Here is a 16,431-nt window from a genome sequence, read left to right as displayed (position 1 = left end):
GGTAGCAATTTATGGCGTCTGTCACCATCAGCAACATAAAGAAGGACTATGGCGCCCTCTCGATTATCGATGGACTAGATCTCTCGATTGAGGATGGCCAGTTCGTCGTTCTGTTGGGGCCGTCCGGCTGCGGCAAGTCCACGTTGTTGCGCATGATAGCGGGTCTCGAGCCCATCACGTCCGGTGAGATCGCCATAGGCGACAGGGTCGTCAACACGCTTCATCCCAAAGACCGCAACATCGCGATGGTCTTCCAGAATTACGCGCTTTATGCGCACATGACCGTCTTCGACAACATGGCCTTTTCCATGCAGTTGAAGAAGCGCCCCAACGAAGAAATCAAACAGAAGGTCGGGTGGGCGGCATCGATCCTCAACCTGACTCCCTATCTGGAACGGTACCCTCGCCAGCTTTCGGGCGGCCAGCGGCAGCGCGTCGCCATGGGCCGCGCCATCGTGCGGGACCCAACTGTGTTCCTGTTCGACGAGCCGCTGTCCAACCTCGATGCCAAGCTGCGCGTGCAGATGCGCACCGAAATCAAGGAACTCCACCAGCGGCTGAAGACCACCACGGTTTATGTCACGCATGACCAGATCGAGGCCATGACCATGGCCGATGTCATCGTCATCATGCGCGACGGCCGTATCGAGCAAATCGGGCGCCCGCTCGATGTCTACGATCACCCGGCAAATCTGTTCGTCGCTTCTTTCATCGGCTCGCCCGCAATGAACATGTTGCATGGCGAGGTGGCATCCGAGCGCGACGCCTGGGTCGTGCGGACCGACGAGCTATCCCTCCCGCTGCCGCCAGGGGCTGCGGTCCGGCCCGGCCAAAAGGTGATCTACGGCATTCGCCCCGAACATCTTCGACCCGTGGCCAACGGGCGCGGCATTCCGGCCAGGATTACGGTTGTCGAGCCGACCGGTCCCGAAATCCACATCTTTGCCAGCCTGGGCAACACCGCGATCTGCTCGGTGCTGCATGACCGCATGGAGGTCTCTCCGGGAGCTGTAATCCATCTGGAACCGGCGCCTGAGCGAATCCACCTGTTCGACCAAGGCAGCGGCGAGCGACTGGACAAGGGAAGAAGTTGAATGGCCCAGGTCGTTATCCTCGGCGCCGGCGTCATGGGCTCTGCCATGACGCTTCCGGCCGCTCACGCGGGTAACCGCATCACTCTTGTCGGCACCTATCTCGACGAGGAGATCGTCGGTTTGGTGGCGAGCACCGGTCGTCATCCGCGCCTCAACACCACACTGCCTGACGTGGTGGCCGCCAAGTCCTGGACCGAATTCGGGGCAGCGATGAACGATGTACCCGATCTGCTTGTACTCGGCGTCTCGTCGGCCGGCATTCCTTGGGCGATCGAGCGCATTGCAGAAAGCATCAAGTTGCCGTTGCCGATACTGATGATTACGAAAGGACTTGCAGCAAGCGACGAAGGCGTGGAAATCCTGCCACATCTGCTTGCCCGCGAGATCGAGCAACGCACCGGCTTGTCTGTCCCGGTGATGGCCGTCGGCGGACCGTGCATTGCCGGCGAACTGGCGGCACAGCGCGATACGTCTGTGATCCTTGCCGGACACGATCCCGACCAGGTGGCCGCGGCCTCCCGCCTTCTGCGCGCGCCTTTCTATCATGCGCGATCGTCATCCGATCTCGTCGGCGTCGAGATCTGCGCTGCTTTCAAGAATTTCTACACACTCGCCGTTGGGGCTGCCGTCGGACTGCTGGAGCGCGACGGCAAGGCGCCCAATGGTGCGCTCATGCACAATCTTGCCTCGTCACTTTTCTCGCAGTCCCTCGCGGAGATGGCGATTCTGGTCGATGGTCTGGGCGGAAAAATCGAAACAGTGCTGGGGCTGGCAGGCTCCGGCGATCTTTATGTGACCTGCCAGGCGGGCCGTAACGGTCGCATGGGGCGCCTGCTTGGCCGCGGCCTGCCCTATTCCGTGGCGAAGCACGAACATATGAGTTCGGACACCGTCGAGGGAGCGCAACTGGCGCTGGACCTTGGTCCGACTTTGAAGAATATGATGGCCCGGGGTGTACTTCCCCATGATCGCCTGCCGCTGACGAGGGCCATCATCGACGCGGTTTGTCACGATGCTCCGCTGGTTTTGTCCTTCGACCGCTATCATCGAGGCTAGCCGAGCCGGGGAAACTCGATTGATGCCTCATATCGATGAGCACATGGCTCGGCCGAGCCCGCTCTGGACCCGCTGCCGCGGAGTGGACAGGATGATCTGATGGAGAAACCCGCACGAAAGAAACGCGACGGCCGCCAAGCTGTAACGAGTTCGGTCACGGCTGATCGTGAGGAAGGGCTGCTCGTGCGCGCCGCCTGGCTTGCTTACGTCGGTGACCTCACGCAGGCGCAAATTGCCAAGTCTCTTGGCCTGACCCGCCTTCGCGTCAACCGGATGCTGGCGCATGCGCGCCAGCGGGGGATCGTTCAGATTCGCATCAATTCGAAGGTGGCGAACTGCATCGAGCTGGAGCACCGGCTGCGGGACGCCTATGGTGTCTCGGATCCAATCGTGGTTCCGACACCACCCGATCCTGCGCTGGTGCCACAGGTCATCGCAGCCGCCGCCGGTGAGGCCCTGTCGCTCAGAATCCGCGACGGGATATCGGTGGGGGTGGGATGGGGACGGACGCTCCAGCTTAGTCTGCGGTCAGTGACAGTGCGCCCGGTCAAAGGAATGTCGGTCGTTTCCCTGCTTGGTGGGCTCACGCGCGGATCGGCGATCAACATCTATGAAATCGCTTCGCGGCTCGCGGCGCTTTTTGATGCGGAATGCTTCTACATCGCAGCACCAGTGTTCACGGACACGGAGGCCACGCGCGATTTGCTTATGCGCCAGTCCATTCTGGAAGACGCCTTCACCCATGCCCGCGACGTTGACGCCGCTTTCGTTTCGGTGGGCGCGGTGCACAAGGACGCCACCATCTTTCGGATCGGACTGGTAGGCGACGATGATCTCAGATCGCTCCGCGAAGCGGGAGCCGTCGGCGATATTTGCGGCCACTGGATCAGCGCCGACGGACAACTCGTCGATCACCCGCTAAACAGCCGCGTTATCGGCCTCGCGCCCGAATATCTGCGCGAGGTCGACACTGTGATCCTGCCCTCCGGTGGCCTCGACAAAGTTCCGGTGCTCCGCGCCGTGTTGCGTCTGGGAGTCGTCGATGTGCTGATCACCGACGAGAAAACCGCTGAGGCGATCCTTGCGCAAAAGCCGTAGCGAAGACTGACCTCTACCAGCAGGGCGGCTCGCGACCGATCGCTTCTCCATGTCACAGAACCTCGTGGATTTCCTCGATCGAAGTCTCGCCGATCCGCTTGTCGAGAACGATCTCGCCACGCGCCATGGCCACGACCCGGTCACAGCATTCGAAAACATGATGCATGTTGTGGCTGATGAAGACGCTGGTGATGTTCTGGGCCTTGAGAGCGCGAACGAAGCCAATCACCTTTCGCGTCTCCTTCACCGAAAGATGATTGGTCGGCTCGTCGAGAATCATGACTTTCGACTTGAAGTGCATGGCCCGGGCGATCGCCACGCCTTGGCGCTGGCCGCCCGACAGTTCGCCGACCAGCGCGTCCGGCGACCTCAGATGCAGATCGACGTCGGCGATCGCCTTGACACTTTCATCACGCATGCGCTTCTGGTCCAGGATGCCGATGCCGAAAACCGAGCCCTTCACCGGCTCGCGTCCGATGAAAACGTTGCGGGCGATGGTCATGGTCGGCACCATCGAATTGTACTGGTAGATCGTCTCGATGCCGCGATCCATGGCGTCGCGCGGATTCGAGAATCGGACCGGTTCACCTTCGATCCTGATCTCGCCGCCATCGGGCTTTTGGGTGCCTGACAGGATGTTGATCAACGTCGATTTGCCGGCGCCATTGTCGCCGACAAGGCCCAGGGCCTCGTCTGGATAAATGTCCAGAGTGACGTTCTTCAAGGCGTGGACGCCGGAATACCATTTCTGGAGTCCCTTGATCGCGATGATGGGTGCCGCCATGATCAGGTCTCCACCTTCATTGCCCTGCCCCGCTTTCGCAGCCAGGCATTCACGACGACCGCGAAGATAGTCAGGAAGCCGATTGCCATCTTGAACCAGTTGGCGTCAACCTGGCTCAGCACCAGTCCGTTGTCGATGACGCGGATAAGGGCAGCCCCTATGATGCCGCCGAAGATAGTGCCGATGCCGCCAGCCAGCGAGGCGCCACCGATGACGGCAGCCGACACGGCTTGCAACTCCAGCCCCTCGCCGATCGAGGGCAGCGGCGCGCCGAGCCGCATCACCTGAATGGTGCCGGCAAAGCCGGCGAGCACAGAACAGATCATGAAGCAGGCGACCTTCACCCGGGCCGTCGGGATGCCCATCGATTGCGCGGCAGGCAGAAAGCCGCCGGTGGCGCGCACCCAGTTGCCGAAATTCGTGCGCGACAGAAGCACCGTCGCCAGGATTGCCACGGCGACAAACCAAAAGAACGACATCCGAAAGAGGTCGCCCGGCCCGACATAGATCGTAAACAGCCATTTGGGCAGCGCGTTGGCTGGGATGACTGGAGGGAAGCCCCCGGAGATTACCACCGTCAGCGAACGCGCGATGAACAGCATGCCAAGCGTGGTGATGAAGCTTGGTATCGCGAAACGAATCGTTATGAACCCGTTGAAGAAGCCGATCAGGGCGGCGATCGCGAGGCCGGCGGCAAAGGCCGGCGCGAACGGCACGCCGGCCGCCAGCATCACCGCCATCGTCATCGGGGTCAGCGCAAAGACCGAGCCCACGGAAAGATCAAACTCGCCGCATATCATCAGCAGGGTCACGCCGATCGCGACCAGCCCCATTTCAGGCAGCAGCCCAAGCATTCCACGCACGTTCTGTGTGTTCAGAAATACGCCGTTCGAGCGAATCTGAAAGACGAGAAGGAGAAGGAGCAGGAACACGACCGCGGCAAGCTCCGGCTTCTCCAGATAAATCTTCATCAAGCGCTTCATCATTCGCTCCGGCTTGGGATTGCTTGCGCTGGCTTGCCGCATCGGGGAGATGCGGTGGCAGGATGAGGGGTGGAGCTAAAACGCCCAAAGGCCACGCGGCCTGCCCCCCACCCTTGCCCCCCTCCCGTAAAGAACGAGGAGAGGACGCCGGCTTCGCCGCCTACCGCACGCCTTTTGCGGCCAGTTCCTTGAGCTTCGGCACGTCTTCCTTGACGATGACGCCCTTGCCGGTGTCGATGTCTGCCGGCAGCAAACCGACGTTCTTGGCGAGATAGGCTTCCATCACCGGCATGAAGCCCTGCATGTAGGGCTGCTGGTCGACCTGGACCTGGATATAACCCGCTTCCATCTGTTGCAGGACTTCCGAGACGATATCAAAGCCGCCCATCAGCACCTTGCCCGGCTCGACGCCGCGATCGATCAGCACTTGGGCGACGTAGGCATGCCAAAGGCCGGTGTCGAAATACACCGTGGTGTCCGGGTGAGCAGACAGATAGGCGCCAACACGATCGGCGACGACGGCGCCATCTGTGCCGGTGTCGAGCCGTTCGATGACTACTTCGCGTCCGCCATTCGCGGCCTTGTATTCCTCAAGGAACTTCATGACACCGGCAGCGCGCTGTTCCGACCAGTTCTGACCGGGCGCGGAGACGCCGACGAGCGCCCTGATCTTGCCTTCCTTGGGGAAGAACTCGGACATCTTCTTGCCGAGTTCGTAGCCGGCGGGAATGAAGCCCTGGCCGATGAAGGCCTGGCGGGCATTGCCGGCTGCACCCTCGGTGTCGTCGACGTTGGACGCGATCACCGTGACGCCGGCAGCGCGGGCGTCGGCGATGATCTGGTCGAAAGCATTGTTGTCGACGATCGAGGTGATCAGCGCGTCCGGTTTTGCCGCGAGTGCCGCCTGCATGTTGGCCGATTGTTGCTCGATCGAGCCTTCGGTCTGCGTGAAGACCATCTGGCAATTGGCCTGGATCTTGGCGCAGGCGTCGTCAAACCCCTTCTTCACCGCCTGCCAGAACGGGTTCGACGCCGACGAATGATGCGTGAAGACGATGTTCATCGGCTCCTGTGCGCGTGAGCCGATTGTCGAGCCTCCAGCCAGTACTGCTCCCAAGGCTGCCGAGATAAGTAGCTTCTTCATGGTTCTCCTCCTCCGTAGAAAGCTGCTTCAGGTTCATTTTCAGAGAGTCGATGCGTCAGTCACCCGTCGAAGCGCCGTGAAGGCGCGATCGATCTCCGGGTTCAGTTCCATGCCGAGGCCCGGTCCGGGAGGCACGGTGATCATGCCGTTCTTCACCTGCGGAAAAGCGGTCACAAGGTCGCGGTACCAGGTCTTGTAAAAGGCCCTGACACTCTCCTGGACAAGCGCGTTCGGGGCATTCAGCGACAGGTGGGTCGATGCGCCGAGCACCACTGGACCGGTGCAGTCGTGTGGCGCGACCGGCAGGTGCCATGCCTCAGCCATGGCAGCGATCTTGCGCGCCTCCGAGAGCCCGCCGCACCAGCTGATATCGAGCATGATGAAACCGGCCGCTCCAGTTTCGAGAAGGTCGCGGAAGGCCCAGCGGGAACCGAGCGTCTCCGAAGCCGATATCGGCGCCAGCGAAGCCTCGGCATAGCGTTTCAGGCTGGACAGGCTGTCCATCCTGATCGGATCTTCGTGCCAGAAGGTCTTGTAAGGGGCAAGCTCGCGAGCGATCTGGATGGCCGGCAGCAGCTGCCACATTGAATGGAATTCAACCATGATGTCCATCTTGTCGCCGACCGCATTGCGGATTTTCTCGAATGGCGCCAGCGCGGAATTCAAGTCGGGCTGCGATATATACTGGCCGCGCGTTTTCTCGGCGGCCATGTCGAACGGCCAGATCTTCATGGCCGTGATGCCTTCCTCCAATAACGAATGCGCCAGTTCGTCGGCGCGGTGAAGGAAGCCGTTCAGATCATCATAGGCGTCGCCGGGCTTATCGAGCCCGTAGTTGGCCGTCGTCTGGCCCGTGGCCTTCTTGATGTATTCGGGTCCGGCACAGGTGTTGTAGGTCCTGATCTCGTGCCTGGTGAACCCGCCGAGGAGCTGTGCGATCGGCTGACCCGTGGCCTTTCCAAACAGATCCCAAAGCGCGATGTCGAAAGCGGAATTGCCCCTGACTTCCGCGCCCGTCGATCGGAAACCGAGATAGCCGACAAGATCGGCGGCGAGCAGGTCGATCTGCAAGGGGTCGCGACCGATCACGCGCGGCGCGACATATTCGTGCAAATAGGTCTCGACGGTCTCGGCCATGAAGAAAGTCTCGCCCAGTCCCACGAGGTCTTCGTCCGTGTGAACCAGGACCCAGAGAAGGTTCGGCCGCTCCTTGAGCCGCAGCGTTTCCAGTTTCGCGATCTTCATTGGGCCCCCGTCCTCAGGCGATGCCAGCCGCCAGCAGGGCCTTGACGCTCTCGTCAAAATGCCTCGCCATCAGGTCGCGAGCAGACTGGGGATCACCGGTCTCGATTGCTTCGGCGAGCTCGATATGGATCTGGATCATCTCCAACTGCTCGGCATCCGAAGGGCGGCTGCGCCAGCCGATCGGCCAGGTCTGGCGCGATACGCGCTCGAACGCGCCTACGATGAGGCTAAAAACCGGATTCTTTGCCGCCTTGGCGATTTCGAGGTGAAAGGCGAGATCGTGCTCCATGACCTGTTCCGGTCGCTGGAAATTCTCGCGCATGGCAAGCGCGTGCGCCCTGATCCCTTCCACTTCGTCGGCGGTTCTGCGCAAAGCCGCCAGCATGGCGGTGCGGGTCTCGATCGTGCGGCGCACGTCGTAGATTTGCTGCACCGTGATTTGCTCGGTGTGGACGCCATGCTCGATCACCAGCGACATGGCGCCATAGTCCAGCTCGGCGACGGTAGCCCGCCTGCCTGCCCTAAGGTCGATAAGCCGCATCGCGGCGAGCGAGCTGAAGGCCTCGCGCACCACAGTACGCGAGACGCTCAATTGCCTCGAAAGCGCGGCCTCGCTGGGCAGCCGGTCGCCTGGTCCGAGTTCATGCGTGCGGATGTGGCGCGTGATCTCGCCGATCGTATTGCTGACCAGGCTCGCTGCGTCGGAATGTTTTGCGGCTACCACCGTGCTCACGCGATCTCCAGTTCAGAAGAAAAACCTGTATGGCAGCTTTTTCCGATGTGTTGATATTACTTAAAAAAGCTGTATGTCAAGTTCAAGTCATTGCTGGGCGACCCTCGGCATCGTCGCCGGCATATCCGCTGCTCTTGATGCGACAGACGGCGGTCGGCCGGGTGCGGCGCGCCTGCATGATCGGACAGGCAATCATCTCGCTTGGGCAGGCTGGACAGTCTCATCGTGAACCCCCGGCGGGCGCCCGACCATGCCGTCGGAAAATATCTCAGCGGACCATTCACTGATATTTCGATCGACGCACCCCATATGGGTGGACAGAGTGTCACTTGAGGATTTGCCTATGCTGATTTCGCGTTGGGGACGGTTTGCAGTTGTGTTCGCCGGATTGTTCCTGGCATTTTCCATGGTCGCTGTGGATCACGCCGATGCGCGCCGTGGCGGCAGCTTCGGCAGTCGCGGCATGCGCACTTTCCAGCCGGTCCCGCCGACCAGAGTCGCGCCGCAACCGGCCGCACCGGTCGAGCGCTCGATGACGCCTAATGCGGCAACGAACAATGCGGCCCGTCAGCCGCAGGCATTCCAGCGCCCAGGCTTCTTCAACGGCCTCGGCGGATCGATGATGCGGGGGCTGCTCCTCGGCGGTTTGATCGGCGTTCTTCTGGGCCATGGGTTCGGCGGCTTGGCCGGCATGTTGGGCCTTTTGCTCCAAGTACTGCTGATCGGCGGCGTGATCATGCTGGCGATCCGCTTTTTCCGCTCGCAATCGGCATACAATCCAGCGCCCGCTACGGCCGGTGCCTCGCGGGGCACCGGGACCTTTGGGCGAAACGCAGCAGCTGGGCCCGAGCCGAGCAACGCTACAGCTTTCCCCATTCCAGGCATCGGGTCACGATTTGGCGGGACGAGCCAAGCCAACGCTTCCGATGAGATCACACTCACGCAAACCGACCTCGACACGTTCCAGCAACGGCTGACGGAAGTTCAGGAGGCATTCGGGCGCGAAGATCATGCTGCTTTGCGCCGGTTGGCGACGCCCGAGATGGTCTCCTATCTGTCCGAGGAACTTGCCGACAATGCCAAAAAGGGCGTCAGGAACGACGTGTCGGACGTCGACCTATTGGAGGCCGATATTGCGGAGAGTTGGCGGGAGGGTGACCGCGACTACGCGACGGCTGCTTTGCGCTATGAGTCTCGCGACGTGACCCGCGATCGCAGCAGCGGCAAGATCGTTGAGGGCCAGGCCGATCAGCCGACCGAGACAACCGAACTCTGGACCTTCATGCGCCAGAACAGCGGGGACTGGAAGCTCGCCGCAATACAGCAACCGAGCTGATGTGCTTGCCTTGATTGAAATGTCTGGCCCAGAGTTGTTCAGGTTTCTCGCTACCGCTCTAAGGCCAGCCCGCCCCTTCCGCCCGCTTGATCTTGAGTACGGTGCGGTCAGAACACGGAACTCATGAGCAGCCCTGTCTTCGTGGTCAATCCGTCACGGGCTGATGCGGTAGCTCGGTAGGGCGCGGCGGCGCCGACTCGGGCTGGTCAGTCAATCGGTTCTTCAGAACATCAATGAGGCTGATGGTGATGGCGATCACCGCGGGCCCGAGGACAAGGCCGGATGCCCCAAACAAGACAATGCCGCCGACCGAGCCGACAAAGGCCACGACCGTGTGGAGGCGTAGCCGATTCCCGACAAGCATCGGATAGAGCAGATTGTCGATGCCGCCGACAATGACGCCGCCCCAGACGGTCAATATCGCCGCGCTGGCCCAAGCCCCCTCCAGCGCGAGATAGACCGCTGCGGGCACCCAGATCACAAATGCCCCGAGCACAGGCACTATGGCAAGAAGTCCCATGACAAGGCCCCAAAAGACTGGGGTCGGCAGGCCGAGCCACCAGAACATCAGGCCACCCAATGTTCCCTGGACGGCGGCGACGAACACGGTGCCGAGCAGTGTTGCATGGACGGTCTCCGCAAAGCGGGACAAGATGTATGCTGTCTCCGGAGCGCGCAGCGGCGAAAGGCCCGCAACGGCTTGCAGGGCATGTTGGCGATCGCGCAGAAAATAGAACAGAAGATAAAATGTCAGCCCGAACATCGCGACCTGATAGATGGAGCCACGCAACAGCGATGTGCTTTGTCCCGTCAGCCATTGTACGAATGCTGCGACGGAGCCGGCCGGATCGAATTGGTTCTCGATCCATTGGGCAATGACCGAAAGCGTGGGATAGCCAGACATGAAGCCGTCTGCATCCCAACCACGGATGACCTCCTCCAGATAAGTCGCTCCGTTTACCGCCTCGCGAACGAGCTGTTGTGCGACGAGTGCTAGCGGCAGCCCGACGGCAATCGCCGCGACGCTTACCGATATCAGCGCTGCCAGGTTTCGATTTCCGACCCGTCTCTCAACCCACCGATGAGCCGGAGACAGAATGACTGCCAGGACGAGAGCCCAGGTCAATGCCGGCAAAAAAGGCCACGCAAGCAGATAGCAGACATATAGACCGATCGCTGCGGCTGCCAGAACGCCGAGCAATCTCAATTGTTTCACGTCCGGCATCTGTTTCAGATCAGCTCCTCTCGGTGTCTCGCAAGCCCAGCGAGCCTAATTGGTTTCTCAAAAAACGGCAGCGTCGGTTGCGGGAACGGCGAGGCTGCCGAGGAGGCGCTTCGAGTGATCTTGAGGGGATTTTGACGGCATGCAATCGAACCTGATGTCGCTCGCCTGCGCTTTGACGGCCTTTCAGCTCGTCTGTGACTGGTAGATGGGGCTTGAACAAAAGCCACGACAGGAAAACGTCTCAGAACTCCCACGGAGATGTCAGAACGAGTCCTGCCGTCTCGAAGTCACTCAGATTGCGCGTGGCGAGGCGGCCACCGTTTACTCGAGCGATCGCCGCGATCATGCCATCGGGTGCCGACATGCCGCGTCCCTGGCGAGCAGCAGCACTCATAATTTCCCCATAAACCAGCGCAGCTTCTTCTGTCAGACCGAAGATGCGGTCTGCGAAACGCCGGCGCCAGTCGGCCAACCCTTGCTCCAGCCGTTCGGCACGTTGATCCGGTCTTATCTTCTGGATGCCGAAGGCGATCTCGGCAATCGTCACGGTTGGAAGCGCGAGTTCGGCATCGTATCGGATCAGCCAGGCAATGACTGCCTCGTCCGGGGTCTTTTTCAACGTTTCGGAAACGACGTTGGTATCGACGAAGATCAAAGCTCGACGCCTGGATTCGGCCGGCGACTCTCACGGATCACCGCCTCAAGGTCGATGTCTGTGCCGGATTGCGCTGAAAGACGTAGATAGAAGGCAGAAGCAGGCTCGCGACCGGCCTCGCGGACCTCGTAGGATTCGAGGGCGCGCTCGACCACGTCCGCAATGGAGCGGTTTTCACGGCGGGCAAGCCGGTGTGCAAGATCACGCGCCTTAGCGCTGCGGACTGAGAGTTGCGGTTCGGCCATATCGGACTCCTTGGCACTGTTATATAGGCTCATTCGCTGTGCTAGCAAGACGGCTGCTGATGGCTTGATGTCAAAGCCAATCTTTGCAGGGCGTATTGGCGGTGGCGGAGGAAATAGAACAGAAGATAAAATATACGGCCGAACATGGCGACCTGATTGATGGGGCAATAGCGTTGTGCTTTGTCCCGTCAGCCACTGTAAGAATGCGGCGACTGAGCCGCCCGGATCGAGTTGGCTCTCGATCCACTGGGCGATGGCCGAAAGCGTAGGATAGCCAGATATGAAGCCATCTGTGTCCCAACCGCAGACGACACTCCAGATAAGTAGCTCCGTTTACCGCCTCATGAACGAGCTGCTGTGCGACGAGTACCAGCGGCTGGACGCCGTTCTGGAGATGGTTGCCGAGATGCAGGTTGGCCGCGACTTGCAACGCAGCAAGCGCGGGCCACGCCGCACCGGTCAGACCGACCATATGTTCGGCATCCCTGACGGCGCTAAGAGCAACGGTTATGTGAGGAGTGGTCGCAAGCGCGGCAGGCCGCCTGGTTCCGCTCGGCGAGAGCAAGCGCCCGCTGGCGCTCCCGTCCCGGAAGTCGGGCGCACCTCCGACGACCTCGATCTGCGGCTGACGGAGAGTGACAAGAGTCGGATCGCCGATGTCGTCACGATGCTGAGCGAATACAGGGTCCCGCCGCGATCGACCTCGGCCAACGAAGCTCCTCGGTAGCGGCAGCTCTCAAAGCTAAAGCCGAGGAGCATGGCTGAGCCGCACCCGATCGGGCTGCGCAACCCCGACCAGCTTACGCCCGATCGGGTACTCACGTCGGCGCCAAGAAGCGCGTCACTGTCGCGCTTTTAAATTGCTGCCCCTGCGAATGCCCTTTGCGACATTTCTACTTTGCCAGCAGCGCGACATTCGAACTTGGTTGCAACAAAATGGCTGCTTCGCGCCCAATGTCGGCCGTAGAGGTCGGCTTCGCAGCTTCCTGAAAGCAGACCTTGCCGGCGATCAGGCTGGAGGTCGTGGTTGCGCCACGATCAGTCATTCGCCGTTGGCTCCGGAAATGTTGTGTTCCGACTTCAAAGCGGACTTCCAAGAGCGCTGAGCGTCGTTTGCCGACTGTCTCGCGCCATAAAATGGACCTTGGCGGACGACGATGCCAAGCATGCCGCCAATTGGGAGATATAGGAGAGTTGCGACGCTCGGCCGGCATCGCCTACTACCGCTCGAAGCCCAGTCGCGATATCGGGACGCGGCGACACCGCCTCGCGCCCCAGTGCCAATGCCGTGCTCACCGTAGTAGAATGCGGCGCCCCGCCGTCGCGGGGCCGGGGGCGGAGGCCCAATACGCGCATGGAGCGGCGTCTTACCGCTATACTTGCCGCCGACGTCGTCGGCTACAGTCGCCTCATGGGCGCGGACGAGGTCGGCACGCTGGAACGGCTGAAGGCATGCCGGCGCCAACTGATCGATCCGTCGATCGCGCAGCATCGCGGGCGCATGATCAAGCTGATGGGCGACGGCGCGCTGGTCGAGTTCGGCAGCGTCGTCGATGCCGTGCAGTGCGCGGCCGACATCCAGCGCAAGATGGCGGTGCGCGACCAGGGCGTACCGGACGAACGGTGCATCCGCTTCCGCATCGGCGTCAATCTCGGCGACATCATCGTCGAGGGCGACGACATCTACGGCGACGGCGTCAACATCGCCGCGCGGCTGGAGGCGCTGGCGGATCCTGGCGGCTTGTGCATTTCGGGCACCGCCTTCGACCACGCCGTGCACAAAGCAAACGTCGGCTTCGCTAATCTCGGTGAGCAGCGGCTGAAGAACATCGCCGATCCCGTGCGCGTCTATCGCGTGCTGCTGGATCCAGCCCAGGCCGGCAAGGTGGTGAGCGACGCGCGCCGTCGGCCCGGGCCGGCGATCCTGGCCGCGGGCGCGGCGATGCTGGTCGCCGTCGCGCTCGCCGGCGCGGTGATTGCCTGGCAGTGGCCGCGAACGCCGCAACGCCCGTCCGTCGCCGTGCTGCCGTTCGCCAATCTGAGCGGCGATCCGGGCCAGGACTATTTCGCCGAGGGCCTCACCGAGGACCTGATCACCGACCTGGCGAAACTCTCCGGTCTCGACGTCATCGCCGGCAACTCGGTCGCCACCTACAAGGGCAAGCCGCCCGATTTCGCCGACATCAGGCGCCAGCTCGGCGTCGAGTTCCTCGTCGAGGGCAGCGTCAGGCCGACCGGCGAGCTGATACGCATAAACGCGCAGCTGATCGACACGGCAAACGGCGATCATGTGTGGGCCGACCGCTTCGACCGGCGCGCGACCGACGTGCTCGCCGTGCAGGACGAGATGCGAAAGGAGATCGTTGCCGCGCTCGACGTCGAGCCCTCGGCGACGGAAGCGAAGAGAATGGAGCGACCGCCCACCGCCAACCTCGAGGCCTACGACTACTATCTTCGCGGTGAGCACGCCGCGTTCACGGGCCGCCCACAGGGCATGCGGGAGGCGCTGGAGTTCTATGCAAAGGCGGTTTCGCTCGATCCTTCGTTCGCCGCAGCATTCGCCGCCGATGCGCGCACCTCCGTTTACATCTGGCGCAGCGCCTACGACGATGTGCTGCAGTCCGCCCCGGCCCGCAAGCGCGCCTATGAGAGCGCCGGGCGTGCGCTACAACTCAATCCGGATTTGTCGCTGCCGTACGCGATGCTCGCCATCCTGCAGACTGTGGACGGGCGCTTCGACGAGGCGATCGCATCGGCCAAGCGGGCCGTGGCGCTTGGACCGGGCGACATCGAAGCGCAGGTCGCGCTCGGCTACGTTTACCTGTTCGACGGCAGGTTTCCGGAAGCCGCCGCGGCGATCGAGACAGCCTTGCGACTTGACCCCGATCTGTCGCCAATCAACCGCCGGATCGCCGGCATCGTCTTCTTCTTCAACGGCGACAGCAAACGTGCGATCGCGGCGCTGGAACGCGCCCGCGATGATGCGCCAGGTGTCGGCAACATCCTGATATCGCTCGGTGCCGCCTATGCGCAGGCCGGCCGCCTCCCCGAAGCGCAGGCGGCGGTGAGCCATGGCCTGAGCTATTTGCCCAACGACGACTCCATCGCCGGGATCAGGATGGGATGGCATTTCCGCAACCCGCAGGACCTGGAGACCTTCATCAGCGCATTGCGGCAGGCGGGGCTGCCGGAATGGCCATACGGCTTTAAGGGCAGCGAGCGCGATCGGCTGAAGGGCGAGGAGATCGCCGCCCTGGTCATCGGCCACCTGCTGAAAGGTCTCGCGGAGCCTGGTCCGCGGCCGGCGATCATGCAGATCGGCAAGGACGGCCAGGCGGCCTTCCGCTCAACCACCCAGTTCATCACCGAGACAGTGTTCGTGAAACAGGATCTGCTTTGCGAGCAGAGCGAAAACGCGTTCGGCCGCCCGGATTGCGGCCCGGTGTTCAGGCGCGAGGGCGAACCCGCGTTCACCTTCGTGAACGGGCGCGTCGTCTTCCACTTCTCGCCGGCCGACTGATGTCCCGGCGGATGGCTCAATTGATCTGGTCGCGCTCCAGCCTCGCCTTGACGGCCGGCCAGGCGGCTTCCGCCTTCTGCAGCACTTCGTCGGCATGGGCGGCGATAAGCTCCATGTCAGGCTTGTCGTAGGCCAGATAGAGCTTGCCGTCGATGATCTTGAAGGCCTCGGGATCGACGTTGACCGTGACCGAATCCAACGAAACCTCGCCGACGCAATAGCCGCCATATTGCGGGGCATATTTGACGGGCTCGCTCATGAACATCTTGCGATGCTCGTCGCTGGCGAAGTGCCAGGGCGTACCGAGCCAGTCGTAGGCGATTTTCTCCGAGCCTTTGACGGCCTTGCCGTCGGTGAAATAGGAGACCGGATCATAGCCCATGATGGCCACCCCGCCGAAGTAGCCGGTGTTCACCGTGCCGTCGGCATGCGCCGGCCCCGCGCCGATCACCGTGAAGGCGACACCGCCGGCCAGAACCAAATTGCTCAGGGATTTGCGTATGTCGATTGCGTGCATTGCGGTTCTCCGTCAATCGTGAATGTCCATGCAGCGCTTGTAGTTCTCTTCCGTGTCCTTCATGGCGGCCGCGGACTGGCAGGTCGCGCCATGGCGCTTGTAGAGCTTGACGATGTCGGCATGGCGTTTCCAGAAGGCGCGGGTGATCGGCGTATAGCCGTGCACCTCGGCATGGCCGATGTCGGCGCCGCGCGAGATCAGGAACTCGACCACGTCGCCATGGTCCTCCTCGCCGGCCACCATCATCGGCGTGACGCCCGCCTTGTTGGCCGCATCGTCGAGCACAGCGCCATGGTCGAGCAGGAGCTTCACGACCGGCAGGCTGCCGGAATAGGCCGCAGCGTGGAGCGGCGTGAAGCCGCCGGAGTTGCGCGCCATGACGTCGGCGCCCTTGCCGATCAGCAGCTCGGCGATTTGACGCTGACCGCCGAGCGCGGCGTCGATGAGAGGGGTTGCCTGGTCGCGGGCGCGGCTGTCGACTGCGGCGCCGCCGGCCAGGGCCCGCTCCACGGCCGCCGCGTCTCCCGCTGCAACGGCATCGAACAAAGGATCGGCTGCGGCCGCCGTGGCGACCGTCAACGCCAGAACGACTGTTGCCAGCAAGCCGCGCATCGCCTGTCCTTTAGAGGCGCCTAAAGTAACATGAGGCCGGTCGCTTGGGTAGTCCAGGAATGGCGCGTCATTGAACAGCAGCCTGCCGCCCCGTCACCGCCAAAATGTGCTGCGAAGGTCCAGATAAAAATGGAGGACGTGTGACTCGTCGCAGTCGGGACTATCCCGTCGACGGGTCGCTTCC

Annotated in this window: 16 protein-coding genes and 1 pseudogene; 6 read left to right on the top strand and 11 right to left on the bottom strand. The window is 62.1% G+C overall.

Translation table 11 applies throughout. The features are described 5' to 3' along the window. Positions 1-11 precede the first annotated feature (11 nt). From NMG46_RS22690 to NMG46_RS22680, 3 genes are all read left to right on the top strand, one after another. Entirely contained in the window at positions 12-1,094 is a 1,083-nt protein-coding gene (locus tag NMG46_RS22690; protein WP_254819758.1) for an ABC transporter ATP-binding protein, read from the top strand. Next, positions 1,095-2,150 carry a hypothetical protein gene (locus NMG46_RS22685; RefSeq protein WP_254819757.1) on the top strand — a complete coding sequence of 352 codons (1,056 nt, stop codon included), beginning with the start codon at positions 1,095-1,097 and terminating at the stop codon, positions 2,148-2,150. Between the two features lie 99 nt (positions 2,151-2,249). Continuing rightward, positions 2,250-3,248, top strand: coding sequence for a sugar-binding transcriptional regulator (locus NMG46_RS22680; protein WP_254819756.1), 999 nt, complete (start codon positions 2,250-2,252; stop codon positions 3,246-3,248). Between the two features lie 52 nt (positions 3,249-3,300). Here the strand turns inward: NMG46_RS22680 and NMG46_RS22675 are convergent, their stop codons facing one another. From NMG46_RS22675 to NMG46_RS22655, 5 genes are all read right to left on the bottom strand, one after another. Continuing rightward, a complete protein-coding gene (locus tag NMG46_RS22675) occupies positions 3,301-4,032 on the bottom strand; it encodes an ATP-binding cassette domain-containing protein (RefSeq protein WP_254819755.1) in 732 nt (243 codons plus the stop codon). A 2-nt stretch (positions 4,033-4,034) separates the two neighbouring features. Further along, positions 4,035-5,015 (bottom strand): ABC transporter permease, encoded by a 981-nt coding sequence (locus NMG46_RS22670; RefSeq protein WP_023678771.1) that lies wholly within the window; start codon positions 5,013-5,015, stop codon positions 4,035-4,037. 160 nt (positions 5,016-5,175) lie between these two features. Next, on the bottom strand, positions 5,176-6,159 hold the full coding sequence (locus tag NMG46_RS22665) for a sugar ABC transporter substrate-binding protein (RefSeq protein ID WP_254819754.1): 984 nt from the start codon (positions 6,157-6,159) through the stop codon (positions 5,176-5,178). Between the two features lie 39 nt (positions 6,160-6,198). Further along, positions 6,199-7,404 carry a mandelate racemase/muconate lactonizing enzyme family protein gene (locus tag NMG46_RS22660; RefSeq protein WP_254819753.1) on the bottom strand — a complete coding sequence of 402 codons (1,206 nt, stop codon included), beginning with the start codon at positions 7,402-7,404 and terminating at the stop codon, positions 6,199-6,201. A gap of 13 nt (positions 7,405-7,417) precedes the next feature. Further along, positions 7,418-8,128, bottom strand: coding sequence for a FadR/GntR family transcriptional regulator (locus tag NMG46_RS22655; RefSeq protein ID WP_254819818.1), 711 nt, complete (start codon positions 8,126-8,128; stop codon positions 7,418-7,420). Between the two features lie 355 nt (positions 8,129-8,483). Here NMG46_RS22655 and NMG46_RS22650 point away from each other — a divergent pair, with 355 nt between their 5' ends. Then, positions 8,484-9,473, top strand: a complete 990-nt coding sequence (locus NMG46_RS22650; protein WP_254819817.1) for a Tim44 domain-containing protein — start codon at positions 8,484-8,486, stop codon at positions 9,471-9,473. Positions 9,474-9,618: 145 nt separating this feature from the next. Here NMG46_RS22650 and NMG46_RS22645 read toward each other — a convergent pair whose 3' ends face one another. The 3 genes from NMG46_RS22645 to NMG46_RS22635 all read right to left on the bottom strand — a co-directional run bounded on the left by NMG46_RS22645 (position 9,619) and on the right by NMG46_RS22635 (position 11,598). Next, positions 9,619-10,698 (bottom strand): AI-2E family transporter, encoded by a 1,080-nt coding sequence (locus tag NMG46_RS22645; protein WP_254819752.1) that lies wholly within the window; start codon positions 10,696-10,698, stop codon positions 9,619-9,621. 241 nt (positions 10,699-10,939) lie between these two features. Then, positions 10,940-11,353: a type II toxin-antitoxin system VapC family toxin gene (locus NMG46_RS22640; RefSeq protein WP_254819751.1), complete on the bottom strand. Its 414-nt coding sequence runs from the start codon at positions 11,351-11,353 to the stop codon at positions 10,940-10,942. Continuing rightward, entirely contained in the window at positions 11,350-11,598 is a 249-nt protein-coding gene (locus NMG46_RS22635) for a plasmid stabilization protein (protein WP_254819750.1), read from the bottom strand. The genes NMG46_RS22640 and NMG46_RS22635 overlap by 4 nt, the downstream gene beginning before the upstream one ends. Before the next feature lie 328 nt (positions 11,599-11,926). On the opposite strand from NMG46_RS22635, the pseudogene NMG46_RS22630 reads away from it, so the two are divergent. Further along, positions 11,927-12,127, top strand: a pseudogene (locus NMG46_RS22630) (hypothetical protein); the annotation flags it as partial. A gap of 364 nt (positions 12,128-12,491) precedes the next feature. Here the strand turns inward: NMG46_RS22630 and NMG46_RS22625 are convergent. Next, positions 12,492-12,644, bottom strand: a complete 153-nt coding sequence (locus NMG46_RS22625) for a hypothetical protein (protein ID WP_254819749.1) — start codon at positions 12,642-12,644, stop codon at positions 12,492-12,494. Positions 12,645-12,952: 308 nt separating this feature from the next. Here NMG46_RS22625 and NMG46_RS22620 point away from each other — a divergent pair, with 308 nt between their 5' ends. Further along, the gene (locus NMG46_RS22620) at positions 12,953-15,118 is read left to right on the top strand and encodes an adenylate/guanylate cyclase domain-containing protein (RefSeq protein WP_254819748.1); all 2,166 of its coding nucleotides are present in this window, start codon (positions 12,953-12,955) and stop codon (positions 15,116-15,118) included. A gap of 16 nt (positions 15,119-15,134) precedes the next feature. On the opposite strand, the gene NMG46_RS22615 is transcribed toward NMG46_RS22620, so the two are convergent. Then, positions 15,135-15,635, bottom strand: a complete 501-nt coding sequence (locus tag NMG46_RS22615; RefSeq protein WP_254819747.1) for a YHS domain-containing (seleno)protein — start codon at positions 15,633-15,635, stop codon at positions 15,135-15,137. A 12-nt stretch (positions 15,636-15,647) separates the two neighbouring features. Beyond that, positions 15,648-16,247 carry an ankyrin repeat domain-containing protein gene (locus tag NMG46_RS22610; protein WP_254819746.1) on the bottom strand — a complete coding sequence of 200 codons (600 nt, stop codon included), beginning with the start codon at positions 16,245-16,247 and terminating at the stop codon, positions 15,648-15,650. Positions 16,248-16,431: the final 184 nt, after the last annotated feature.

This window comes from Mesorhizobium sp. LMG 17147, from assembly GCF_024297145.1.
Lineage (GTDB): Bacteria > Pseudomonadota > Alphaproteobacteria > Rhizobiales > Rhizobiaceae > Mesorhizobium.
Note: the sequence above shows the minus strand (reverse complement) of the source record. Positions and strands in the feature narration are given on the sequence as shown.